Origin of the sequence: Paenibacillus sp. FSL K6-1566 (genome assembly GCF_038050475.1) — a bacterium.
Taxonomy (GTDB): domain Bacteria; phylum Bacillota; class Bacilli; order Paenibacillales; family Paenibacillaceae; genus Paenibacillus_AQ; species Paenibacillus_AQ lactis.
The window spans coordinates 2089695-2114567 of sequence record NZ_JBBOSR010000001.1 but is presented as its reverse complement, the minus strand read 5'-3'; the positions used below and the strand labels follow the sequence as shown (position 1 = coordinate 2114567).

25 protein-coding genes and 1 other RNA gene are annotated in these 24873 nt (G+C 51.9%); 5 read left to right on the top strand and 21 right to left on the bottom strand.

What is annotated here, in order from left to right; all coding sequences use genetic code 11:
* Window positions 1-102: 102 nt before the first annotated feature.
* The 3 genes from NST08_RS09005 to NST08_RS08995 all read right to left on the bottom strand — a co-directional run bounded on the left by NST08_RS09005 (window position 103) and on the right by NST08_RS08995 (window position 2265).
* The gene (locus NST08_RS09005; RefSeq protein WP_007129450.1) at window positions 103-489 is read right to left on the bottom strand and encodes a DUF3397 domain-containing protein; all 387 of its coding nucleotides are present in this window, start codon (window positions 487-489) and stop codon (window positions 103-105) included.
* 13 nt (window positions 490-502) lie between these two features.
* Window positions 503-1462, bottom strand: coding sequence for a ketopantoate reductase family protein (locus NST08_RS09000; protein ID WP_007129449.1), 960 nt, complete (start codon window positions 1460-1462; stop codon window positions 503-505).
* Window positions 1463-1614: 152 nt separating this feature from the next.
* Window positions 1615-2265, bottom strand: a complete 651-nt coding sequence (locus tag NST08_RS08995) for an RsfA family transcriptional regulator (protein ID WP_007129448.1) — start codon at window positions 2263-2265, stop codon at window positions 1615-1617.
* A gap of 343 nt (window positions 2266-2608) precedes the next feature.
* Between NST08_RS08995 and NST08_RS08990 the strand changes: the two genes are divergently transcribed.
* Window positions 2609-2845, top strand: a complete 237-nt coding sequence (locus NST08_RS08990) for a DUF2626 domain-containing protein (protein WP_007129447.1) — start codon at window positions 2609-2611, stop codon at window positions 2843-2845.
* Between the two features lie 269 nt (window positions 2846-3114).
* On the top strand, window positions 3115-4224 hold the full coding sequence (locus tag NST08_RS08985; RefSeq protein WP_007129446.1) for a coiled-coil domain-containing protein: 1110 nt from the start codon (window positions 3115-3117) through the stop codon (window positions 4222-4224).
* 222 nt (window positions 4225-4446) lie between these two features.
* Here the strand turns inward: NST08_RS08985 and NST08_RS08980 are convergent, their stop codons facing one another.
* Window positions 4447-5706: an extracellular solute-binding protein gene (locus NST08_RS08980; RefSeq protein WP_210095265.1), complete on the bottom strand. Its 1260-nt coding sequence runs from the start codon at window positions 5704-5706 to the stop codon at window positions 4447-4449.
* A 377-nt stretch (window positions 5707-6083) separates the two neighbouring features.
* Entirely contained in the window at window positions 6084-7415 is a 1332-nt protein-coding gene (locus tag NST08_RS08975) for a PhoH family protein (RefSeq protein ID WP_040738501.1), read from the bottom strand.
* Window positions 7416-7502: 87 nt separating this feature from the next.
* On the opposite strand from NST08_RS08975, the gene NST08_RS08970 reads away from it, so the two are divergent.
* Complete coding sequence (locus NST08_RS08970; RefSeq protein ID WP_007129443.1) at window positions 7503-8201, top strand: YhcN/YlaJ family sporulation lipoprotein; 699 nt, start codon at window positions 7503-7505, stop codon at window positions 8199-8201.
* Between the two features lie 71 nt (window positions 8202-8272).
* Here NST08_RS08970 and NST08_RS08965 read toward each other — a convergent pair whose 3' ends face one another.
* From NST08_RS08965 to NST08_RS08940, 6 genes are all read right to left on the bottom strand, one after another.
* The gene (locus tag NST08_RS08965; protein ID WP_007129442.1) at window positions 8273-8572 is read right to left on the bottom strand and encodes a hypothetical protein; all 300 of its coding nucleotides are present in this window, start codon (window positions 8570-8572) and stop codon (window positions 8273-8275) included.
* Between the two features lie 75 nt (window positions 8573-8647).
* Window positions 8648-9751 carry an LCP family protein gene (locus tag NST08_RS08960; protein ID WP_007129441.1) on the bottom strand — a complete coding sequence of 368 codons (1104 nt, stop codon included), beginning with the start codon at window positions 9749-9751 and terminating at the stop codon, window positions 8648-8650.
* Window positions 9752-9919: 168 nt separating this feature from the next.
* Window positions 9920-10213, bottom strand: a complete 294-nt coding sequence (locus NST08_RS08955; protein WP_007129440.1) for a YlaH-like family protein — start codon at window positions 10211-10213, stop codon at window positions 9920-9922.
* A gap of 47 nt (window positions 10214-10260) precedes the next feature.
* Window positions 10261-12102, bottom strand: a complete 1842-nt coding sequence (gene typA, locus NST08_RS08950) for a translational GTPase TypA (RefSeq protein ID WP_007129439.1) — start codon at window positions 12100-12102, stop codon at window positions 10261-10263.
* A gap of 138 nt (window positions 12103-12240) precedes the next feature.
* Window positions 12241-12753, bottom strand: a complete 513-nt coding sequence (locus tag NST08_RS08945; protein ID WP_028404311.1) for a hypothetical protein — start codon at window positions 12751-12753, stop codon at window positions 12241-12243.
* A gap of 237 nt (window positions 12754-12990) precedes the next feature.
* Window positions 12991-13656: a TerC family protein gene (locus tag NST08_RS08940; protein ID WP_007129437.1), complete on the bottom strand. Its 666-nt coding sequence runs from the start codon at window positions 13654-13656 to the stop codon at window positions 12991-12993.
* A 130-nt stretch (window positions 13657-13786) separates the two neighbouring features.
* On the opposite strand from NST08_RS08940, the gene NST08_RS08935 reads away from it, so the two are divergent.
* Window positions 13787-14473 (top strand): TerC family protein, encoded by a 687-nt coding sequence (locus tag NST08_RS08935; protein ID WP_007129436.1) that lies wholly within the window; start codon window positions 13787-13789, stop codon window positions 14471-14473.
* Window positions 14474-14676: 203 nt separating this feature from the next.
* On the opposite strand, the gene thiI is transcribed toward NST08_RS08935, so the two are convergent.
* The 6 genes from thiI to NST08_RS08905 all read right to left on the bottom strand — a co-directional run bounded on the left by thiI (window position 14677) and on the right by NST08_RS08905 (window position 19569).
* Entirely contained in the window at window positions 14677-15915 is a 1239-nt protein-coding gene (thiI, locus tag NST08_RS08930; RefSeq protein ID WP_340901080.1) for a tRNA uracil 4-sulfurtransferase ThiI, read from the bottom strand.
* Window positions 15912-17072 (bottom strand): cysteine desulfurase family protein, encoded by a 1161-nt coding sequence (locus NST08_RS08925; RefSeq protein ID WP_340901082.1) that lies wholly within the window; start codon window positions 17070-17072, stop codon window positions 15912-15914. The genes thiI and NST08_RS08925 overlap by 4 nt, the downstream gene beginning before the upstream one ends.
* A 161-nt stretch (window positions 17073-17233) precedes the next feature.
* A complete protein-coding gene (locus NST08_RS08920) occupies window positions 17234-17926 on the bottom strand; it encodes a lytic transglycosylase domain-containing protein (protein ID WP_340901083.1) in 693 nt (230 codons plus the stop codon).
* Window positions 17927-18083: 157 nt separating this feature from the next.
* Entirely contained in the window at window positions 18084-18446 is a 363-nt protein-coding gene (locus NST08_RS08915) for a hypothetical protein (RefSeq protein WP_007129432.1), read from the bottom strand.
* Between the two features lie 95 nt (window positions 18447-18541).
* Complete coding sequence (locus NST08_RS08910) at window positions 18542-18766, bottom strand: DUF1540 domain-containing protein (protein WP_340901084.1); 225 nt, start codon at window positions 18764-18766, stop codon at window positions 18542-18544.
* 296 nt (window positions 18767-19062) lie between these two features.
* Complete coding sequence (locus NST08_RS08905; protein WP_007129430.1) at window positions 19063-19569, bottom strand: YpuI family protein; 507 nt, start codon at window positions 19567-19569, stop codon at window positions 19063-19065.
* A 256-nt stretch (window positions 19570-19825) separates the two neighbouring features.
* Here NST08_RS08905 and NST08_RS08900 point away from each other — a divergent pair, with 256 nt between their 5' ends.
* A complete protein-coding gene (locus NST08_RS08900; RefSeq protein WP_028404317.1) occupies window positions 19826-21751 on the top strand; it encodes a S8 family peptidase in 1926 nt (641 codons plus the stop codon).
* A gap of 142 nt (window positions 21752-21893) precedes the next feature.
* On the opposite strand, the gene NST08_RS08895 is transcribed toward NST08_RS08900, so the two are convergent.
* The 4 genes from NST08_RS08895 to NST08_RS08880 all read right to left on the bottom strand — a co-directional run bounded on the left by NST08_RS08895 (window position 21894) and on the right by NST08_RS08880 (window position 24810).
* A complete protein-coding gene (locus NST08_RS08895; protein ID WP_007129428.1) occupies window positions 21894-22178 on the bottom strand; it encodes a hypothetical protein in 285 nt (94 codons plus the stop codon).
* Window positions 22179-22386: 208 nt separating this feature from the next.
* Window positions 22387-22793: RNase P RNA component class A (rnpB, locus tag NST08_RS08890), an RNA gene on the bottom strand.
* A 164-nt stretch (window positions 22794-22957) separates the two neighbouring features.
* Window positions 22958-24073, bottom strand: coding sequence for a Nif3-like dinuclear metal center hexameric protein (locus tag NST08_RS08885; protein WP_210095262.1), 1116 nt, complete (start codon window positions 24071-24073; stop codon window positions 22958-22960).
* A complete protein-coding gene (locus NST08_RS08880) occupies window positions 24049-24810 on the bottom strand; it encodes a tRNA (adenine(22)-N(1))-methyltransferase TrmK (RefSeq protein ID WP_210095261.1) in 762 nt (253 codons plus the stop codon). The genes NST08_RS08885 and NST08_RS08880 overlap by 25 nt, the downstream gene beginning before the upstream one ends.
* Between the last annotated feature and the right edge of the window lie 63 nt (window positions 24811-24873).

The window sequence follows — 24873 nt, the reverse complement described above, 5'->3', positions numbered from 1 at the left end:
CAACCAGTGGTCAAAAAAATCCATAAATCAGAAAATTGAAAAATCTGCCTGATCCTAGATCTGGCAGATTCCCCAAGTGTTATCTTAACGATTAAGTTGTCCCTATGTAACCTTAATTATGTATGTAAGCAGTCCAAAAAATGTAAAAAGTAAGTATCCAGCGCTTAAGGCGACAAACCCCAGGCGCCACACCGCCCTGACGAGTCTCTTCCCATTGACCCGGCCCTTCCAGCGGTTTTGCGCACTCCCGATCAACCCTGCCGCAATGAGCAGCAGGAGCAAAACCAGATAAAAACCAAATTTTGACTGGAATATAATGTTAAACAAAGCCGAAACCGAGAATATCAAAAAGAAGGTCGTCACATCCATGGCGAGCTCAATCGCCTGCTTACGGCTGTTCCCCTTTCGAATGACGATGAAGTATACCAGGAAAAACGGAATGAATGGAATTACACTCAACCAAAAGAGCAGATTGTTCAAGAAACCCATACTATCGTACCTCCTATATAGTCATTCCCTCAATAAGCTGTAAAATGAGCTCGTGGTGTGGTGTAGCTACTCTATATCTTCTGCCCATGCGGACGATACTTCCGTTAATCCAGGCCGCTTCCGTCGTGCGTCCCTCGAGAACATCCTTCAGCATCGAGGAGGTGTTGTCCGAGGTAGACCGGCAGACTTGCTCGATCTGCTCCCATAAATGGCTCCCGCACGGGATATTACCCGCCTTATATACCGCCATTCCTTCATCGTAAAGCGCCCTCATGATCGCCACCCGCTGCGGCGAGGCCAGCAGCTCTCCGTTTCGAACCCGCCACAAAGCCGTCAGCGGATTGATGACAGCATTCATGAGCAGCTTCCGGTAGATCATCTCTTCCATTTCTTTCGACAAAAACGACTCGAATCCTGCACGGTTAAGCTGTTTCACCAGCTCGATTTCGGCTTCGTCTTCCTGCTCCTGCCCACTGGACCCCTCAGCTTGAGGCAGCCTCCCGATCGTCGTCGTTCCATGTCCTGCATGAAGCACCGAGGCCGGACCCGTACGCTTGGCGCCCTCCGTCGTTATCGCTGCGTAAAGCTCCCAGGCCGGAAGGTAGCGGTTAAGAAGCTCCATATGGCCGGTTCCGTTTTGAAAGCAAATCAACCGGCGTTTCGCATGCCCGAACGGAAGAAGCACTTGCTTTGCCATATCCTCGATGCCCTGCTGTTTTAACATAAGAAAAAGAACATCTGCTCCTTCCGCCCCGCCCCGAGCCGAAAAGGCAGACAGCGGATACGCCTTGATCCGGTCCGGCTGGACCAGCGTCCGTTCGCCGGCCGTATTATCCAATGATATCCCCTCTGTCCCGATTCTCTCCGCCTGCTGAGCGCCGCGGCACCATAATGTGATGTCATTTCCGGCTGCCGCAAGCTTGGCGGCATATAACAGGCCCAAGGAACCGGCCCCCAAAATATGTATGTTCATCCTTACCTCCATCATCGCTAGAAATAACAAAATGCTGTACTAGCTCTAGTATATATCAGAAAGAATTCATATACGCACAAATAACCCGCCAAAGCGCATGAAATGCACTAATGCGGGTTACGGCTGCTAGGCACTGGATGTCTAGCCTGTTTCTATTCGATTCGTTCCAGATTTCCGTTGGCGTCCATTTTGAAGCGAGTTTTCAGCTCCTCGTCCTCTTCATTCAGGAAAGCCAGTCTTCGCGCCCGATCCATGATCTGGATCAGCGCCTTATAGTCATCATTGACGACATGGTAATCGGTTTTCACTTCACTGACTTCCTTCAAGAGACGCTCATTCTCGCTGCGAAGTCTTGCAAGCTCTTCCTCTTTCTCGCGCAGATTTTTCTCCAGCAGCTTATACTGGCGTGAGCTTTCCTGCAACCCGCCCTTCCATTGACGAAGGAAACGGATGACGGCATCAATGGACAGCGTTTCTTCCGTGGCTCCGTCGTTTTTATAGGCATCCTGTTCCAGTTCCTGGGCAGCTACGCCTGCAACCTGCGGGCCGCTAAGCGGCGACTGCTTCTTATAATAACTTCTTTTCTGGCGCTGGGATTTCGCCAAGCTGATTGCTTCCTCGTATTTTTTGCGCACACAGCTGTTCCATCGAAATCCGCAGGCGGCCGAAGTGCGGCCGATCCGCTCCCCTACTTCCTCAAAGGCAGCCAATTGGGTGCTGCCCTCCCGAATATGGCGCAGGGTCACCTCCGCTAAAATCAGATCATCCTCTGCGCTCCAAGCATCCTGTCTTACTGCTGACATACCATAAAACCCTCCTAACGACATCCTAAAATAACCGTCTTCAATACCGTAAATCGGCTGCTGAATAGGGTATAAAAACTGCTTAATTCATTCCTATGCCTCTCATAGAGTTCATAGAATCTATTTGATACTAAAATGTATTTCCATTTTGAATACAGATCATACGCTTAAGCGGGGAAATGGTGCGAAACCTTAGAAAAACTTCCTGATTATTTCGGGACCTTCTCGGCACATAATAAAAATAAAGCAGGTTTTTCTTGAGTTAGGCGTTTACACCATTTTCCCGTAACGCTATAATGGGAATAGCGGCATTATGTGCGTACATACGAGAGGAGGATATATCGTGGCACGGATGTTTCGAGTGCTGGGCTTTTTTACCCTAACGATCGGGTTGATGGCCTTCGCCGGTGATCTTATTGAAATGGCTCTGCTGTTCTTCCTGCAGACGGCATTTTTCGTGATCCTGGGATATTTGAAATTCACGGAGAGAACCTATATTCTTCTCTTCTGGGCTTATATGATCGTGACCTTCACAGGCTTCAGCTACTGGACGGTCTTCGTTATGGGCAAGCCGCTCTAATGAATGCCAACAAACCAAGCAGGCGAATATCCGCTCCCGCTGGCGCTTGAACTTGGACAACCCGGCTAAGCGGACGGGTGCGGATGGTTTCCTTGCGATTCGTGAACAGTGTCTTTAAAAAAAAGCGATCCGGAGCATTTGCTGCGGGTCGTTTTTTTTCAGTTTCCAAAAGGTTGATATTTATAACGTCATCATCATATATTGGTTAACAGCGAAGGGACAGCGGACGGATTCCTTTCGTCTAAACAACCATTCAAGGAGGACTCCTGTTGATTGAACGATTAAAAACGCCGATCCTCCCGTTCATGCTCACGCTGCTTCTGTTGTTCTGTTTCATGTTTACTCCAGCGGTTTACTCCGAGCAGGATGCAAGCCCCGTCATGCCGGACTCGGAAGAGGCGCGCCGCATCTTGCAGGACAGTCTGTCCATTGTCGAGATCGATGAGGAGATTTCCCGGATTTCGAGCCGGATTGTGGAGCTTGAAGCGCTGCAGGACGAGCTTCAAGGGAAGATCGGAGAATTGGAGCTGACGATTCGTGACCGCCAGGAGCGCGCCGGAGCTGTGCTGCGTTCCTATTACATGGGCGAGCGCGAGCAGTTATATTACATGCTGTTATCTGCTAAAAGCTTGGCCGGGTTTTTCCGTGTACTGGATTTTTACGATTTGATCATTCAGAATGACCGGGACGTGTTAACGGCCTATAACAACCAATACCAGGAGCTTGCCTCCTCCAAGGCTGAGGCTGCTCGGAATGCGTCGGCGCTTGTTGAAGTGAAGGATAATCTGGTCAGGCAGCGGGAACGTGTGCTTGCGCTGGAGAAGCAGGTGGACAGCGCCGTATCGACAAGCAGCAATCCTGAAGCCATGAAAAAGCTGATTGAGGAGTTTACTTTATATTGGGAGAACGTCGGCCTCTACGAGGTGAAACGCCATTTCCGGGCCCTGGCAAACGCAATGGAGAATCTTCCGGATTTCGTTCAGGGCAGCAAGAACATATTGAAGACAAACGGGAAAGTGTATACGATAAACATTCATGAAGATGAGCTTAATGCCTTCCTCCGGTCCGAGGACGAGCTCTTCAACTCGTTCGCATTTCATTTCAATGACGGCAAAGTGATTGCATCCGGAGAAAGCGGCAATTTATCCCTTTTGATCGAAGGCCGGTATACGGTTGTCGAAGATCCGCAGAACGCCATTATGTTCCATGTCGACAAGCTTGTATTCAACCGGATCGAGCTGCCGGACACAACGCGCCAGGCGCTCCAGGAAGAATTCGACATGAACTTCTATCCGAAACAGCTGGTGTCCTTTCTGAAAGCAACAGAGGTTTCAAGCGCCAATCAGAGGCTCATGGTTACGATGGAGCTGGATTTATAGCTTGCTATAGCTTGTTTAACTTAAGAAACCACTGCAATTAAGCGCAGTACCGATAGTCCCGCCCCCCGGTCACTATCATCTTTAAGGCTGTATGGATTAACTGCCATTAGATTGACGCCTCTATTATCCACTACATAGGATGAACAAAAAAACAGCTGCCCGGAACATTCGCAATCTAACGTTCCGGGCAGCTGTTTGACGTGCTGATCCTAATTATGCGTTTCACTTCGCCTCAGGAGGATGCAGCTCCAGGTACTTCTCCATGGTTATTTCTCCGCTCAACAGGCTCCGGGCCGATTCGGCATAGGCCTGGAAGTTCACCGGCTCCCCAAAATCGAGCACCGAAGCTTCGTTCTCCGCAAGCAGCAGCTGAACCGGAACGGCGGCCTTTTGCCAGATGCCTTGGTCATGAAGCAAGTGACTGCTGGTCACGTAAAGCTCTGACAAAACAGGCAGCGTTCCTGCCGACTTGCTCCATTCGCGCTGCTGCTCTTTTTCCGTCATGTACGTTATCCATTTCATGGCGAGTGCGGAAGATTCCGTTTGGGCCGCAACGGCAAGACATCGTGTGCGAACGACAGGGGACTTTGGATGATTATTCCCCATCGCGAGAGCAAGAGTCCTACCGTCGGTGTCTTGATCGACAAAGGCTGAATAGGGCCCGATCTGAACGGTTCCCGGCTCGTCACTCGGTTCCGAATTTTCCCCGGGAACCTGCTGCTCGCCGCTCATTGACTCCGAAGCAGGTCTGATGCCCCGCAGCAGCAAGTCCAGAACATCCCGATCCGGACTGGACGGATCTCCTTCCATGAGGTGAACCGCAGCTGCAAAGGCGTAGGGGTCCCTTAAGTCAAAGGACAGCACCGCACCGGATGTATGTACGCCGAAATATTCTTTCCATTCTTTCCGGCTTCGGGGCAGCTTCTTGGAGGGTTCGTCCTTCCCTTGCCCGTTCCAGACCATGACATAGGGATCGATGTCGAAAGGCAAGCCCCATTGGTATCCGTTCCACTGCAGCGGCGTGAGCAGGCCATTCAAGGCCTCGCCGTCCGGCATAACCGCTTGGGAGGCATCGACCGGGAGCAAATAACCGTTCATTGCAAGCGCTTTTATATAATGCGAATCTGTCAAAAGGATATCCGGCCCTTCTCCCAGGCTCAACTGCATCATAAAGGAATCCAGGGATTCCTCCCCGTCTGGATCATTCGATTCCAGAGGAACTATCTTAACCTCGGCGCCGTACTCCTGCATAAACTGTTCGTTCAGCTCATTCAGCTTCCTCAGCTCGGCGCCGCTTAACTGAACCCCGACCTGAATCGGGCCCTGGTCGGCTTCCGGCGTTTCCGGCCGCTGTTCGGGCGGAATCGGCTCATCTCCGGGCGGCTCCCGCTTGGTATAATGAGTGAAGTCGAAGCTGGGAGATAAACTGGATAAAGACAATAATAAGACCGCAAAGAGGAACCAATATTTTTTCCGTTTCATATCCCCACTTCACTCCTTTAGCCACTTGCCCTTATTTTACCAAACCTCTAGTGCTCTTGTCCTATCTCATTTATAGATTATACCACCGGTTTGCAAGAACAGACAGATAGAACTATACGAAACCGTACCCTGCGCAGCTGTATAGTATGTTGTCAAGTGAATGCAGAACGCATTAAGCAAGCTCACTGCCCCGGAGTCTCTATACGGCATGAACCCAATACAAGCAAGAGTGAGGGATCCCTTCTTGCACCGCACTCAAGTGCTGCGGAAGATATTAGAAAAGACGGTCCGGAAATGATAAAGATTTCCGAACCGCCCCTTTTTCAAATATGAGATGTCGTTTGTTCCCTTTTTCTTTATTTCTCGGGAAATATCAGCTACAGCAAATCTGCCGCCAGTTGAGCCAGCTTGGAACGCTCGCCCTTCGTTAATGTGATATGACCGCTCAGGCGCTCCTGCTTAAACCGCTCTACCACATAGGTCAGGCCATTGCTCACCGCATCCAGATACGGATGATCGATCTGCTCCGGATCTCCCATAAGAATGACTTTGCTTCCTTCTCCGGCCCTAGACACAATGGTCTTGACTTCGTGCCGCGATAAGTTTTGCGCTTCATCCACAATAATGAATTGCCCTGGAATGGACCGGCCGCGAATGTAAGTCAACGCTTCGACCTGAATACTGCCGAGCCCCATGAGTATTTTATCGATATCGCCCGATTTCTTGGTATCGAACAAAAATTCCAGATTATCATATATCGGCTGCATCCAAGGTCTCAGCTTATCTTCCTTCTCGCCGGGCAAATAACCGATATCCTTGCCCATCGGAACGACAGGCCGGGCAATCAGCAGCTTTTTATATCGGTGCTCATCCTCGACTTTGGACAGACCGGCTGCAAGCGCCAGCAATGTTTTCCCTGTTCCCGCCTTCCCCGTGATCGTCACGAGCGGGATATCGTCGTTAAGCAGCAGCTCGATCGCCATTCGCTGCTGGGCATTGCGGGCGCTTATTCCCCATACCGGTTCATTGCTCAAGTGCAGCGGCTCAAGCCGTGTAGCATCCTCATTGACGCGAAGCAATGCCGACTTGGCCGAGCCCATTTCATCCTTCAAAATGACGAATTCGTGCGGGTACAACAGATAAGGCAGCTGCAGCGGTTTGATCGGAAGATAACGGTAGCTGTAAAACTCGTCGATGACCGACGGGTGTACCTTGATCGTCGAATATCCGGGAAACAATTCGCTCGGATCGGCCGTCCGGTCGGACAAGTAGTCCTGTGTCGTTAATCCAAGCACATCCGCCTTGATCCGGACCAATACGTCCTTGCTGACGAGCACGACAGCCTTGCCGTCCTCCTTCGGTTCCTCCTCCAATTTATAATTTAACGCGACAGCCAAAATTCGATTGTCGTTGGTAGCCTCACTAAACAGTTCTTGTACCTTGACGAAGCTGCGATGATTCAGCTCGACCTTCAGTGTCCCGCCATTCTCCAGAAGCACCCCGTCATGCAGGTGCCCCCGTTCCCGTAATCCATCCAACAGCCGGGACACGGTGCGGGCATTTCGGCCGATCTCATCGGCATTACGCTTCTTCGAATCGATCTCCTCAAGAACCACCGCAGGAATGATGACCTCATGCTCCTCAAAAGCATAAATGGATTGAGGATCATGCAGCAGTACGTTCGTATCCAGCACAAAAATTTTACTCATCTTATCCCTCCACTGCTTCTTCATCATCAGGTACACATTAAACCATTTCGTCCCGGACATAATAAGCTTAGCCTCTGGAGTAATCGAATGAAATTTACGACGAAAGGACAGATTCATATGAAAGCTGCTCTATCCCTAGTGCTGACGATGGTGCTTCTCGCAGGCTGCGGGACTGCCAATAACAATGCATCACCCTCTCCTCGTAATCAAACGAATGGACAGACGAATAACACGACAGCCCAAAGCTTGAATGGTAACAGAGGCCTTGCCACCAACAATGTAGATGGCTGGGGCCCGGGTATCACGAACAGGGGGGACGCGGCTGACAATACCCAAGGTAATGCGCGTGTGGATACGTCGACCGCCAATCATTTGAAAGCGTTGGCCGAAAGTGTACCAGGCGTCAAGAATGCCAATTGTGTGGTCATGGGCAATACGGCCGTTGTGGGACTAAATGTCGATGGAAATCTCGACCGTGCTGAAGTGGGTACCATCAAATACACGGTCGCCGAAGCTCTACAGAAGGATCCTGCCGGAGCCAACGCGCTCGTTACAGCCGATTTGGACATTACCAACCGCATTGCCGATCTTGGCCGACATATTCAGGAGGGTCACCCGATAGCCGGACTGGCCAGCGAGCTTGCCGATATCGTCGGACGCATCATTCCGCAGCTGCCTAAAGATGTCACGCCTAGAAACGGTAATGCCCAAGATCACGGAGGACGCACGGTACAGCCGAACAGTCCTCAAGGGAATGCACCGCAAAACACCAACCGCAGCAGATAGACATTACATGACGGCAATCGATTCGTGACTAGGACGAAGATCCGTGTTTGTCCGCCAAGACTCCACATTTTTCATACAAAAAAGCCCAGTGAAATCCCACTGGGCTTTTTACATGGCCATAGCTTCCCCGTCTTCAGTAAAACCGCCGATCGAGGAGAACGGCCAGCGTATTCAAGAAACGGCAGCGAAAATCCGCCCGTTTCGATATCCAATTCCGACCCATGCGGCGGAAGGAGCTTCGAAACGGAGCAGATGCCGTCTTCTGCGGAGTGTATACGGATGGAAGTTGACCGCACAAATCCCCAAGCTGCTTCAGCAGCCTGATCAAGCCGGATCGGCGCGCGTGTCGTGTGCATCATTGGGTAGGACATAAATGAGGCCTCCTGTACAATGATCTCCATCTGTTACATTGTATTATATCACACGGTAAAACTTGCCTTCAATTGTCACGGTGAGACAGGAGTTGTACCTTCTTCCCCTGCTGTCCCGGCTTTATGATTGCCGGCCAGCTCCTCCTGCAGCGCTTGCTTCGCCTTCTCGAGCTCAGCCGAACTGATATACACATTCGGGCTTCGCCATTCGCCGGTCACCGGCATAAACCGTACGTCATCCTTCTTAATATCATAATACGTTGCGATCAGGTTGCGGATCTGATCCTGCTCCAGATCGGTGATCATATTGTCCGATACCGCATCCAGCGCGTTGCCGACCTTGGTAACCCCGCCTAAAGACTTCATGCGGTCCAGCAAGGAGTGAAGCACCTCGCTCTGACGGGCATTGCGGTCGAAATCGTTGGATTCCTTGGTTTTCGGGTTGCAGTTCATCGATTTCCGGTAGCGTACATAATCCAGCGCCTTAGCGCCGTCCAGCTTCTGCGGGCCTGCCTTCAGGTTGATATCCGTGCCATCGGCGGAGTCCCTGTGGCACATATTGTATTTTACGTTGACATCAACGCCGCCAAAGGTATCAACAATATCACGGAAGCCCTGGAAATCGATCACAGTGACGTAATCGATGTTCACTCCCATGTATTTGCTCATCATGACCTTCATCTCATCCTCAGGCTTAATTCCGCTGCCCGGCTGCTTCTTCTCGGCCTTGTTGAAGGCAGCTTTGAACTTCGGATAATACGAGTTTAGCTTGTTCGGCACATATCCTTCAAGCTCGATGAGCGTATCCCTTGGGAGCGATACCAGCGTCGCCGTATTCGTATCGGGATGCATCGAAACCACCATGACAACATCCGTCAAATAAGTTCCGGTTTTCGGACGGTAGTCCGTTCCGAGAAGCAGCATCGTGATCGGCTTTTCCTTGGCGGATTGCCCTGGAGGCACCGGCTTGTCGATTCCGCTCTTCTCGATAACTTCATTGCCTTTAAAGAACAAAAATCCTGCATAGCCTGCGGCGGATAGGATTGCGATCAGTAAAATAATCAGAATCGTTTTAAAAAATGTTTTTACACCGCTTTTTTTTCGCTTTGGAGCAGAGGTTTTCTTGCCCTTCCCCCCGCTTTTTGATCTTGGAGGGAGATTGGTATGATTAGAATTCATATCATTGCACCTGATTTCATTCAAATTAGATGAATGTCCGATGAACGCTCAGACCTTAGGACTGAGCATTCATCGGACCATGGGTTACTTCTCTCTCTTATTAAACGACGGGGACTGACAAAAGGTTGCCGAAATCAGCGTAAAATCGCGCGAATGTTCACTCGTTTTTTACGATTTGGATTCCGCCTGCGTCTTTTTCTTCTGGCGTTCCTCCACAAAATAGCGTATCCGAACCATGAACATCAAGGCGACCGCTACAAGCAGACATTGGATGATCGGCAGCTTATCGATTTGGAACACGAGCAGAATAGCCGATCCGAGCAGCATCAGGAAGTACAACAGAATCTCCTTAAGCAAGGGGAGCTTCTGTTTAACCCGAAACACCTTGTTGTACACGTAGGTAATCATCACAAAGATCAAAATATACGAGATGAGCGGATGCGCGGCCAACCATTCCTGCATGACAGGCTCACTCCTTTAAGGACAAGTAATCTTTAGCATATTCTCTATTATAGATTCGCTTGCGCCATTTTACGATGTTTTTCTGCACGCTCGCGTTCGCTCTTGTTCAAGATCTTCTTCCGCAGACGCACAGACTTCGGCGTAATTTCGCAATATTCGTCATCATTCAGATATTCGAGCGCCTGCTCCAAAGAGAAGATGCGAGGCGTCTTCAGCTTCACCGTGTCGTCCTTCGTTGCGGAGCGGACGTTCGTCAGCTGCTTTTCCTTACAGATGTTAACGACGATGTCATTGTCACGGGTATGCTCCCCGACGATCATGCCCTCATAAATTTCAGTACCCGGCTCAAGGAACAGTGTTCCGCGATCTTCTACAGACAGCATGCCATAGAAGGTCGACGTTCCGTTCTCCGTCGATACGAGCACGCCTTGGTGGCGTCCGCCGACCTGGCCGCCCACTAGCGGGCCATAGCTGTCAAATGCGTGGTTCATCACGCCGTAGCCGCGAGTCAGCGTCAAGAAATGGGTGCGGTATCCAATCAATCCGCGGGCCGGGATCAGGAATTCCAATCGAACCTGTCCGTTGCCGCTGTTCACCATATTCACCATTTCTGCCTTGCGTGTTCCAAGGCTTTCCATGACCGCACCCATGCTTTCTTCCGGCACGTCGATCATCAAGCGTTCGATCGGCTCCATTTTGACGCCGTCGATTTCGCGGACGATAACTTCCGGCTTGGATACTTGAAGCTCGTAGCCTTCACGGCGCATGTTCTCGATCAAGATGCCAAGATGGAGCTCACCGCGTCCGGAGACGATATATGCATCCGGGCTGTCGGTTTCTTCCACTCTCAAGCTGACGTCAGTCTCAAGCTCTTTGAACAGCCGGTCGCGCAGCTTGCGGGACGTTACCCATTTGCCTTCACGTCCGGCGAAAGGACTGTTGTTCACGAGGAATGTCATTTGGAGTGTCGGTTCATCGATTTTCAGCACCGGCAGTGCCTCCGGATGCTGAGGATCGGCGATCGTCTCTCCGATGTTGATATCCTTGATACCGGCAATGGCAACGATATCGCCTGCGCCGGCTTCCGAAACCTCGATCCGCTTCAAGCCTTGGAAGCCGAACAGCTTCTCGATCCGGGCATTCTTGCTTGATCCGTCGCGCATGATGACCGTAACGGATTGTCCCTGCTTGATAATGCCGCGGTTCACGCGGCCAATCGCGATGCGGCCCAGGTATTCGTTGTAATCCATCAAGGTAACGAGGAACTGAAGCGGCTCGTCCACTTTCTCCGTTGGGGAAGGAATGTGCTCGATGATCGTTTCGTACATGGCGAGCATATTGTCATCCTGCTTGTCCGGATCCTTGCTTGAGGTTCCGTTCAAGCCCGATGCATAAACGACCGGAAAATCGAGTTGATCGTCGTTTGCGCCGAGCTCGATGAACAGATCAAGCACTTCATCGATAACTTCAGCCGGACGGGCGGCCGGACGGTCGATTTTGTTAACAACGACGATTGGCGTCAAATTATGTGCGAGCGCTTTGCCGAGCACAAATTTGGTTTGAGGCATGCAGCCTTCATAGGCATCGACGACGAGCAGAACGCCGTCAACCATTTTCATGATCCGTTCCACTTCACCGCCGAAATCGGCGTGTCCCGGTGTATCTACAATATTGATCAGATAATCTTTATACGTGATAGCCGTATTTTTGGCCAAGATGGTAATCCCGCGTTCGCGCTCCAGGTCGTTGGAGTCCATCGCGCGCTCCTGCAGCGTCTCATGCTCCCGGAAAATACCGGATTGCTTCAGCAGCTGGTCTACAAGTGTTGTTTTGCCATGGTCAACGTGTGCAATAATGGCAATGTTGCGAATCTGATCTCTTGATTGCATAAATGTATCTCAAATCCCTTCTGTTCGAATGAGCCACAAAGAAAGCGCCGGACGACATGCCGACGCTTCAACATACTCCTAATAATATAGGGAAACGAATGGTGAAATCAAGTCTTTTCAGAAAACTTCCAATAATACTTACCATCCCCGACTCCACTTATTGTTTCGTCCCGAGCTATTCCGCCTGACAATCATCCATACGCCTGAAGCAATCAACAAAAATGCGATAATGTAGAGTGCCGCAGACGACAGCCATGTAAAGAAGAGGATAAGCACAGACAGCGCGGTTAGTCCGAGCGCAATCGGAAGCGCTCCTCCCGGCCGCGGAATTTCAAACAAATAATATTCAAACAAGCCGACCCCTACGCCCAAAATCAAGATCGGCCACAAGGATGACATGAGCCCCCATCCTGCAAAGTTGCAGATCAGGAACAGCAGACCATATACGGTCAAGATCCCGCCTGGAATAAGAATGCCGGCCGTCGCACGGCGGCTGAAATACAGAAAATGCAGAAATATGCCCGGCAGCAGCACGATCAGCGGCCATAACGTTCGGCCTAGAAAGCCGAATACGCCGAGTTTTCCAAGGAATATGACAACTCCGGCCCCGACGATGAACAAGCCCAGCGCCAAATCTTTTCTTGAGGACATCTGATCACCCTCTCTTCAGTATGTATCATTCATTACATCAGCGTGTTTTATTAGTCGTTCGATACGTTAATTTTAGCCCAAACCGACAAAAAAAACTATATCCCGAGCTTGTTCCATTTAAATATTAACCAGATTCGCGGTTTTCAACAAAAAAATGGATGACGGTCCATTACCGGACCCGTCACCCATCGTTATTCGTGCTTTCGCAAGCCGATTCAACCTTTACATCCACCAACGCTAGGCTCTATGCCTCTTGCCCATTGTCTGCATACCGCCGATCAGGATGACGGCGCCCGCAAGAAATATCGGGATCAGGTTGTGGCCGTGCGGCAGCCAGTAGGCGAGCAGCAAGCCGACACGCGCGTCCTGCGTCAGCATTTCCCCTGCGGTAAAAGCCAATATCCCTGCCCCGATATACAGCAGGAGCGGAAACTTATGAAGCATCGAAGAAATCAAGCCGCTCCCCCAAACCACGATTGGAATACTCAGTAATATGCCGATCGCGATCAATGCCAAATCGCCGTTAGCCAAACCGGCAATCGCGAGCACATTGTCCAGGCTCATCACAAAATCAGCTACCAGGATCGTATTGATTGCCGACCAGAGCGTAAGCGAAACGGATATCGAAACGTCATCGTCCGTTTTAGGGGCCATCAGCTTGATAGCGATCCAAACGAGGAGCAGGGCGCCTCCAGCCTGCAGAAAGGGGATCTTCAGCAGCAATACCGCTGCCAGGGTCAGCACGCATCTCATCAGGACAGCCGCAACGGTTCCGATCCATACGGCCCGCTTGCGGTGTTTATCGGGAAGATCCTTGCTGGCCATGGCTATAACCAGTGCGTTGTCGCCGCTTAATACCAGATTGATCATTAGAATTTGTCCAAGCAGAAGCATCGTCTCCATGCATGTCACACCCCCACTCTAACACATATGAGTCAGGTGGCCAGGCTATGCTTGCACAACCGGAAAAATAGGCATATAATGAATCGGCTTTCTGTTATTGTGGAACCGTATACGAAGAGGAGTGACATTCATGGAAACCACCGCCGAATTTTTTCTGGCCCTAATCAACATCGTTTTTCTCGATCTCATTCTAGCCGGAGACAACGCCATCGTCATTGGGCTCGCGGCAAGGAATCTTCCGCCGACCACCCAGAAGAAGGCGATCATATACGGAACGGGCGGAGCCGTCGTGCTCCGGATTATAGCCACCATTCTCGTTGTCTGGCTGCTCAATATTCCTTGGCTCCTGCTGGTCGGGGGCATTCTTTTGATCGGCATTGCGTACAAGCTGCTGACCGATGATAACAGCGACCATAACGATATTAAGGCAGGAAAAAGCCTGGGCTCTGCCATACGCACCATCATCGTGGCGGATGCCGCCATGGGTCTGGACAACGTCATCGCTGTAGCGGGCGCTTCCAAGCACAATATGGTGCTGGTTACGATCGGGCTGTTGATCAGCGTACCGATCGTGGTATGGGGCAGTACCCTTTTTATTAAACTGATCAATCGTTTTCCATGGATTATTTACCTCGGCTCGGCCGTACTCGCCTACACGGCTTCGTCCATGATTACCGACGAGAAGCACTTCCATGCTTATTTTGAAGGCCATCAGATCATCAAATATCTGTTCATTGCCCTCATTATCGTTGGAGTGCTTACGGCAGGCCATCTGAAGAAAAAGTCGCAGCAACGGCAATCGTCAACGATGTCCTAGTTTTCGGTTGCAGAAGAGGCGACCTTACAGAAGTTTAAACCCACGGTGGCCAAAAACCCTCCAAAGTCAAAAAAAGCAAGCAGCCAAGGAAAGCCTTAGCCGCTTGCTTTTTTTCGAAATGTGGCGGGAGCCCGCAGCGGTCCCCATGATAACCATGCTGACGCCAACAGCTGAGCTGCTGAAACACAAAACCACCTGCAGCCCTAGAACCAGTCCTCGTTTACAACCGCCCCGTCATCATTCGAAGAACCGGCGCTGATGTTCGTGTCAGGTTTAATGATCAGCGTCTCGGTTCCGGCCACGGCCGCCTCAATTCTTGCAGCCAGATGCTCTAACGATGCCTCCACTCTCTCCACGACATGCAGGTTCGGATTGGTTGTCGGGGATTTGGGAACAAACAGCGTACAGCAGTCCTCATAAGGAAGAATGGACGTTTCATATGTGCCGATATCAATCGCCGTCCGAATAATCTCGTTCTTATCGGATGTAACAAGCGGACGCAGAATCGGCAGGTCGGTCGCCCGGCCGATGACGTTCATGCTCGCCAGCGTCTGGCTCGCTACCTGGCCCAGGCTGTCCCCGGTAACAATCGCAAGCGCCCCCTCCTTCTCTGCAAGGGTGGTCGCTATTCTCAGCATGGCCCTGCGCATGAGGGTGATGATCAGATTATCCTGCCCGATCCCGACGAAGGACGTCTGCACATCCGTAAACGGAACGAGATGGAGCTTCAGCCTGCCGGCATACCCTGATAAAATCCTGGTCAATTCCATGACTTTCTCCTTGGCGAGTTGGCTTGTGTAAGGGTAGCTGTAAAAATGAACGCACTGAATTTCAAGCCCTCGGCGCATCGCCTCCCAACCGGCCACCGGACTGTCGATTCCGCCGGACAAGAGCAGCATCGCTTTGCCGTTCGTTCCGAGCGGAAATCCGCCGACACCCGGGATCACCTCATAGAACAGATAGGTTCTTTCTTGCCGAATCTCAATCCGTAGCTCGATCTCCGGATTCTTGACCTGAACCTTCAACTGAGGGTAGGCCCGCAGCAGCGGGGAGCCGACCAGATGATTCATCTCCTGGGAGGAGTGGGGGAATGGCTTCCACACCCGTCTGGCGGTCACTTTAAAGGTTGTCTCCTTCGTCAATACCTTCTGCCCTACAAATTCAACAGCGGTCTTGATAATGCTGTCCAGCTCGGAGGGGCATACTCGGACGGGGCTGATCGATACGAGGCCGAATACCTTCTTAAGCGCTCCGGCAAGCGCCTCTGGGGACTCCCCGTTCAGTTCCACGTACAACCTGCCGTATTCCTTTATGATGTTCGCCTTGGGAAACGGCCGCAGCACGCTCTTGATATGGTTATGCACCGATCTCTCGAACCGGCTGCGGTTTTTTCCTTTTAACGTAAATTCGCCGAAGCGAAGCAGCAGCATATCGTATGTCATTCTCGTTGTCCCTCTCTTTCCATAATCGGGCGCAGCTTGCCGCACACCACGCGGAGCGCCTGCGCCAAAGAAGCCGCATCCTCAGGCTGATGCTCCTTGCCGAGGCTGATGCGGATACCCGAGGATGCATGGGCCGCATCCTTGCCCATGGCGAGCAGCACCCGGCTCGGCTCGCTTAATTTGGAGGAGCATGCCGACTTGGTCGACACGAGCATCCCGAGCTCTTCCAAGGCATGCACCATTACTTCCGGCTTCAATCCCGGACAGGAGAAATGAACGATATGCGGCGCGCTCCGTTCGCTGCTGTTCAGCTCCAGTCCCGGGATTTGGCGAATTTCGCGAAGCAGGATATCCCTGATTTCGGTCAAGCGGGCATGCAATTCAGGCTGGCCCTCCTGTGCAAGTCGCATCGCCTTGGACATCGCGACGGCACCGGCAACATTTTCGGTACCGGCCCGGTGGCCGCTTTCTTGCGATCCGCCCGACAGAATCGGAAACAGCTGTACACCCTGTTTTACGTACAGCAGGCCCATTCCTCTTGGACCGTTGAATTTATGTGCGGACAAGCTGTACAGGTCAGCCTGCCATGCGGACAGCTCAACCGGGAGCTTTCCGAAGCCTTGAACGCCGTCCACATGCAGCATTGTTCGCGGATTCCGCTCCTTCACGATCCGGCCGATATCGGCAAGCGGGGAGATGGCTCCCATTTCGTTGTTGACATGCATGATGCTTACAAGCACCGTATCTTTCCGTATGGCTGCCGCCAGCGCAGCCAGATCGACAATGCCCTCCGCATCCACCGGCAGATAGGTAACCTCCCAGCCCAGAGATTCGAGCTGCTTGCAGCATTCGTATACGGAGGGATGCTCGGTTCCGGTCGTAATGATATGCTGTCCTCTGCTGCGATACTTCATCGCTGCACCCTTAATCGCCATATTGTTGCTTTCCGTTGCCCCCGAAGTCAGGACGATCTCACCGGGCTGCACCTGCAGCGCGGCCGCACACACCTCTCTTGCGCGCTTCAGAAGCTTCCCGGCGGCCTCGCCTGAGCGATGAAGGGCTGACGGGTTCGCGTAATGCATCTTCATAATCTCGGACATCGTATCCACCACCTGCTCCAATGGAGGCGTCGTAGCGGCGTGATCCCAATATATCAAGGTCATATCCCCTTTCCATACCCACTAACGGCAATTCATTGTAACCCAGACTTTTATATTTACACAAAAAGATCAAACGGTAAAGCCGCCGTCCATGAATCGGACATCCTTAAGCTTACCGTTTGATCCTCAAGCGAGCGAGCGTGATGATTCCATCTTCGTTACGCCATATACTTCGTGCGTGCATTCATTACTTTGCCGATGTAGGCCTGGGTCTCTTTCGGGAGGACATGAAGCATGGACATGAGCTCCTCGTCGCTCGAAACGCCAAGCCCCGCAATTCGGGTTGGACCCGCATTGTAGGCGGCCAGCACCATCGCCAGCTCCCCGCCGAAACGCTGAAGCAGATTGGCCAAATACTTCGTGCCGCCCTCAATATTTTGCGCCGGGTCGAACGGATTGCTTACACCAAGGCCCCGTGCGGTACCGTCCATAAGCTGCATCAATCCTTTGGCGCCGGCCGATGAAACCGCATCGGGATTGAAGGAGGACTCCGCGTCAATCACGGCTTTGATCAATGAGACCGGTACACCATAGCGTTCCCCTGCCGCGGCGATTAAATCCTCAAAGCTTGTCTTGACGGTAGATCCCGTATCCTCGATTGAATAATCCTGAGTCCCAATATCCGCGTACTTTTCGCTGACAGGCCCGAGCTGCTGCCACAGCAAACCGTCCTCCCAAGTCACGCCGGGCGGCAGCGCGCTTATCGTTCGGCCTTGCGGCACGGTTGTCGGCTCCTCCGTCAACAGCTGGCTCAGCACATCGCTAAACCCTGACACGGCCTCCCCCGAGCCGGTGTGCATCCGCTGCACATTGGTCGCGCTCTGCGACCAGAGAATCGGATCAATTTGCATGGTTCTAACTCACTTTCCTCCGTAAAATTCAATGTTCTGGTCCTATTCTACCATGGCTTTGGAACAATCTGCTAGGCCTATTCGACAAAAAAAGACGAATCCCCTTGTTTCCCGGATGGATTCGCCCAGTGTTGCTCCTGTTTAAGCGGCCTAAGATTTATCTGGCGAACGGAATCAGAATAAAATAACTGATCGTTGCCAGAATGCCAAGACCGATCGACCATGCGCCGGTCGTTCTGCTTCCTTTATTGTAAGCGTAGTAACCGACTACAGCCGCAATCGGCCCCAAAATAACAGACCACATGAACAAGGAAAGGATGCCGATCCCGAGCCCGACATATCCGGCGGTCCGGCCGGCAGTCGCCTCCCTGCCGGCATCATCGGTGCGCTTGACGGTAACGTCGCTTGGAGGGGCAACCTCAGCCGCATATTCCTCCCGGTGATCCTTGCGCGGAAAATCTACGCGGCTTCGTTTTCCATTGACCACTTTCATCTTGTTTCGTCCCTGTTTCTTATCCAAAGCATACACCTCCTGATTGAATAATCTTAAAGAGCGGACAGCTGCCAAATTTTAAGGATGAGACCATAGATCATTCCTGCAGTAGTCCCGAAGCATTATGCCCGAGGCTTGAAGGTCAAGCAGCAGGTTTCGGAGGATTTGTTCGCAACATCCTGGTGGTCATTCGTATACGCCTCTGCCCCGTATTCCTCATTCAGCTTCATGTGAGCATGGCGGTCAATTTCGATCATGATCATTTCGGCTTTGCACACGTTTTGTTCTCCCCAATAATGACAATTGCTTACACTGCATTTCACTAATGGTTTGGCTTCGTTGGCCATTTAGCATCACCTCGTCAACATTTTTTCCTGAGTTCAGCGGCGGTATGCACCGTTACGACTGTCAGTTGGTGTCAGGACGAAGGAGCCTCGGTTTTCGTCAAGGTATTCATTTCATCGCGAATTTACCCGCGGACGAAGTCCAAAATTACGAAGCAAGATCAGCTTCAATGCTTGATCTGAAGGGTCAAAAAAGAGCCGTCCCCCGCTGTAGAAAAACTACATAGGGGCAGCTCTTTGTCAGGTTAAGGATGCTTCATCAACCAAGGAATGGCGTTCAGGCTTGCAGCATCTTATGTTTAGGCGTGGCTCTTCTCGGAATGCATCCGGCGCTCCGTCAAATAATCACTCTCGTAATAAGCCAGATCGTCACGGAGCTCTTCGTAGATCTTCGTAATGTTCATAATAACGTCGCGTGCCGGGCGCACCGGCTTCTTCCGGAAACGAATCGCGTCCTGACCGGTGTAGGCATAACGGCCGTCTTCGGAGTAGCTTTCGTTGACCGGATAAAAAAAGCTGTTTACGCAGCGGTGGTACACATTATACAAAGCCTTCTCGGCAAAATCGGCATCAAAATTAGGGCGACGCTGCACAACGCCAAGCTTCTCATACGAAACTTCTGAAAATACGAGCAGATGACGAACATCGGACAGAAATCCCTTATAAAAATGTACGGTCTCTTCATCGCGTTCCTCGACCAGCTGCGGTAAAGCATACTCGTTCAAAAACGCTTCCATAATCGAAATAGCAGATTTCAACTTGTCTCTGGACTCCGAACATAATTTCTGAAGATTGTCTGCTGGCATTACGATAGATCCCCCTTAATGGTGTGACCGCCAGGCTAATAACCTTGGACGCTAACGGTCGTACTAATATGTACTATCCTAACACAAATTTGGAGAGAGCGAAATCCCTTCTGAATGCACTTACAAGGATATTTATGGTGCGCCCCTTTGCGCAAGTTCTTCCACTTTTCACAAGCCCCTCATCGCGAATAAAATAGGTGCCCATTTCCCACGCTAACCATATCAAATCCGTCTTAGGCGGTGAGGAGGAATACATGTGAAATCACGTCAACTGTGGACTTGGATCGCTGCAGGGTCGGTTCTGGGAGTGCTTCTGGTGCTCCTGTTCATTCCAGGCTCCAAGGAGCCCGGCCAGACCGCACAGCCCCCACAGCCGCTGAAGCCTCAGGTCGAGCATAAAGCGAAGCATATGACCCTGCTCAGCGATATCGAATCAACCGACCGATTGAACCGGGTTGATGCGAAGGGGCATTTGCGGGCGATGCTGAACAACGATAAACTGCGCAACGCCGGGCAAGTGAAATCCTATGCCCTCAAGGAGCAAAAATCCCATCAACATTTCGAGCAGGTTAGATGGTATCAGCTCCGGAACAACCAAAGCACGGAAATTAACGGAAAGCTGCCGCCTATGAGTAAAAAGGATAAAGCTTTGATCGCCCACCATTTCCAGATGGCGCTGCAGAAGCTAAAGCAGGGTAAGCCTTACGATTCCCCGAAATTCTACGCGGCCGGGAAGCCTTACTTCGTTGTGGCCGAGCCCTCCAAGGACGGCAAGCATGGCGCCGCAGCCCTGGTGAATCAAGCGGTGCTGCATGAGGTGTCCAACCACCAAAAGCGAAATCTTCGCATGATTCCCTATCCGAAGGAGGGGAAATTCAAGGTCGAATCGATTCACGCGGATACGTTATCGGACATTACCGTCAAGACTGGGCATGACAACGAAAAGGCCAGCCATTATTACGAGAACGAAATCGTGGTGTCGTTTAAGTCTGAACCGACAAAGGAGGACCTCAGCCTCATCGAGCGTGATATCTCTGCCGAATCCTCCCGCAAACTTGGCTATGCCTATGTATTTCGTTCCAAACAGATGGACTACAACAGACTCCGTAGCTATTTCGAAAGACGGTGGAGCATTAACTACACCGAGCCCCACTATATTTATTTAACCAATGACCGGCAGGCTAAATCCGGCGCAGCCTCGGAGTCCATGCCCGAAGGTCCCGACGGTCAGGTTAACATCCCGAATGATCTGCTCTTCTCTGAGTATCAATGGAATCTGCCGGTCATCGAGACGAACCGCGGCTGGGATATATCCAAAGGGAGCGAGGATGTGATCATCGCGGTGATCGACACCGGCGTAGATCTGGCCCATACCGATCTGGACGGACAGTTGGTCGAAGGCTACAACATCGTGGACAAGGAGGCGAAGCCTCAGGACGATGTCGGTCACGGAACGCATGTAGCCGGTATTATCGCCGCACTTGTCAACAACGGCGAGGGCGTTGCCGGCGTCAGCTGGTACAATAAGATCATGCCGGTCAAAGCACTTGACGGCACAGGTTCAGGTACAACCTATGCCGTCGCCGAAGGCATTATATGGGCAACCGACCACGGGGCCAAGGTCATTAATATGAGCCTCGGCAATTATGCCGATTCGCAATTTCTGCACGATGCTGTAAAATACGCCTATGATCGTGACGTTGTGCTTGTAGCCGCCTCCGGCAACGACAATACCGAGCGTCCAGGCTACCCGGCCGCTTATCCGGAGGTGCTGGCCGTTGCTGCCATCGATGCAGACCAAAAGCGTGCCGAATATTCGAACTACGGCGATTACATCGACGTATCGGCTCCCGGCACGAATATCGCCAGCACCTTTCCGGGCAATCAGTACGCCGCGCTCTCGGGAACTTCGATGGCCAGTCCGCATGCGGCTGCCATGGCGGGCCTAATCCGTTCCCTGAACCCCGAGCTGACCAACCAGGAGGTCATGGACCTCATGATCAACCATGCCGTTGATCTGGGGGATAAAGGAAAGGACAAATATTACGGTCATGGCCAGATCGATATTTTCCAATCGCTAAAGGCAGCCGGCAATTCCGAGGTCCCGCTCCAAATGTGGCCGAGCCAGGCGCTCCGCCATCTCGAAGACGAGCTTCGGAAGCTCGGCGGAACGAAGAAATAAGCTGTCTGCACCTGATATAAAGGACCCGCAGGGGTTGGTCGAAGCGTCTGTTAGCGGCCATTCCTTGCGGGTCAATTTCTTATATACGGCAGGTGAACTGCTCAGTCAGTAGTTAGACAGCTCTCCAAGGCGCGGGATGAGGTTATCTCTTGCGGCGAGAGCGGGCGCGTTCGGAGCGCTTCTTGGACGACTTGCCGGAAACGGCAACGTTTCTGACACCGGCACCGCCGCCGTAAACGCCGTCCTCAACTTCCTGCGAATACGTATAAATATGCTTCTCGACAGGGCAGCAATGAATTTTGTCCACCACTTTAATCGGATGGATGACAGGGACAATTTGCGGAACATAATGATCTCTTACGATGACGATCGGGTCGCATACGATTGGCGAAACTTCAGGACATGGTCCATGGTGATGACATGACATAATTTTTCGCATCTCCTTTCCGTTGATGATTATAGCTTATTAACAGAAGGACATTATGGTATGGACGACTGTCCTTTACAGGCAAATGTTATCGAAAAAAATATCCCGAACATGAAAAAACGCGCATGCTCTCTGCGTCCCGAAGGGAAGCGAAAGATTATGCGCGTTTATACGGTTGGTTTACATATGAAAATAACGGTTGTTCAGTTTGGAAAGTTTTCCGTAAGCCGGGTTCTGTGCTCTTCGTGGTCATCTCGGGAACTACCCTGCCACTATAAGCGACAATCATCTATCTAGGCCGATTATTACTAAACGGCTCAAGCGACCAACCCAGACGCGCCTCGGGCAAAGGCTGTCTCCTCAAGGGAGACTCGCGTCCCATTAGGTCTTGCTCCAGGTGGGGTTTACCAGGAACGAAGTCACCAGCGTTCCTCGGGGTCTCTTACACCTCGGTTCCACCCTTGCCTGTGCTGTGAATCCACAGCCATCGGCGGTCCATTTCTGTGGCACTATCCTTCAGCTCGCGCTGACTGGACGTTATCCAGCACCCTGCCCTATGGAGCCCGGACTTTCCTCTCGCGGCTTTTCGCCGCCAGCGATTGTCTGTCAAACTTTCCGGACAACATTACATATTATATCTTGATTTATGTCCATGCACAACCCTTAAAACATTAGCAGTCGATGATGAAATTACCAGAGCAGCCGTCATGATCATGCCTAAATATCAGCCGCCCGCCTTGTGCCATCTCCTACCTTGATAACGGCCGATAAACCTAAGCTTACATAAATTGAAACGGCTCCGTGTTGACCGACGAAGCGACGACCTTGGTATCATACTTGTTCTCCTGCAGCTTCTGCTGCATCCATTCGGCGACCTTGCCCTTCATGATTTTCTCGGCATTATGTCCTGGATCAATTAGGGTTAGGCCGGCGGCAAGCGCGTCCTGTGCCGTATGGTAATCAATGTCCCCCGTTACGAGCACATCGGCGCCCCGGAACAACGCCTGGGGATAGAAGCGCCCCCCGGAGCCTCCGATGACCGCCGCCTTGCGGAGCGTCCGGTTCAGATCGCCCACGACCCGGACGTTCGGAACGTCCAGCTTCTCCTTGACGACTTCAGCCATCTCCGCCAGCGTCAGCGGCTCCTTCAGCTTGCCGACCCGTCCGAGTCCCAGCGACCGTCCCTTAAGATCCATGGAATACAGATCGTAGGCAACTTCCTCGTACGGATGGGCCTTAAGCATCGCCTGGATGACTTTGTTCCGGATCGTATGCGGCACGATCGTCTCGATCCGCACTTCCTCGGCCCGTTCCATCTTGCCGGCTTTGCCTTGATACGGGTTGCTTCCTTCTCTCGGGATAAACGTACCGAATCCTTCAATGTTAAAGCTACAATGGCTGTAGTTTCCGATCCAGCCCGCACCGGCGTCCAGCACGGCGTTCAGCACTTCCTCGTGATGGCTCTTCGGCACGAATACTACCAGCTTGGACAGCTGCTCATTATGCAGATCATGAATCGGCGAAGTATTCTCGATTCCGAGCGCTTCGGCCATCCAGTCGTTCATCCCACCTTCGGTTACGTCAAGATTCGTATGGCTGACGTAGACGGCAATATCATGCTTGATCAGCTTCTCGTACACCTTGCCCATCGGCGTGTCGGTCTGAAGCTGCTTCAGCGGCCGGTAGATAATGGCGTGATGGGCAATAATCAAATCGGCTCCAAGGCGAATCGCCTCGTCAACCACTTCATCATTGACATCCAGCGCAACCAGCACTGTACGGATTTCCTTCTGAAGGGTACCGAGCTGAAGTCCGATCCGGTCCTCCGGCTCAGCCACATGCTTCGGAGCAAGCTGCTCCATATATTGTATTACGGTTTGTCCTTTGGCAAGCATGCCAGCACCTCCTCGATAAACTCGATATCCGCCCGAATCTCCGCCGCCTTGCCTTTAGCCGTATCCTGATCCGAGCGCGACAGCGACTTCAGAATTTGATTCATCTTCCCGATCTCCGATTTCCATTTATCATGGAACACGGTGCCTGCATCCCGGATTAACCACGGCCCCATGCGCAGCAGCCATTCGGCGGATAGGGATACCTTTCCGGCAATGGCCCGCTGCGAGTATATTTCCTCATTCGTCACGGGGCCCCCTGGTCGCTCGGGCTCGGCCACAAGCACCTCATAAATCTTTCCGTCTTCCTCCAGAATAAACTCGTCGATCAGCACCCACTCATGGGCAAGCAGCCATTTGCGCAAAATATCCTCACCGACGTTCGGCTGCAATACGAGCCGGCGCACCCCTTCAAGCTTGCCGATGCCCCGATCCAGAATCGCAGCGATTAGACTCCCGCCCATGCCTGCAATCGTAATGACATCCGCTTCGCCTGCGGACAGAACTTCAAGACCGTCTCCTCTCCGGACCTGAATGCAGTCCTCCATCCCGGATTCCTTCACCTGCTTTGCGGCAGCCTCGAACGGGCCCTGATTCACTTCGCCTGCAATCGCTTGGACGGCTGCGCCGCATTCTACGGCTGCAACCGGCAGCAGCGCATGGTCAGACCCTATATCGGCCAGCCGGCTGCCTTGGGGGATTTGGTCCAGGATTAGCTGTAACCTTTTTGATAATTTCACGATGACACTCCTACATCCATTATAGTTGCATGCGACACTACATTTTAACGTAACAGACCGCAT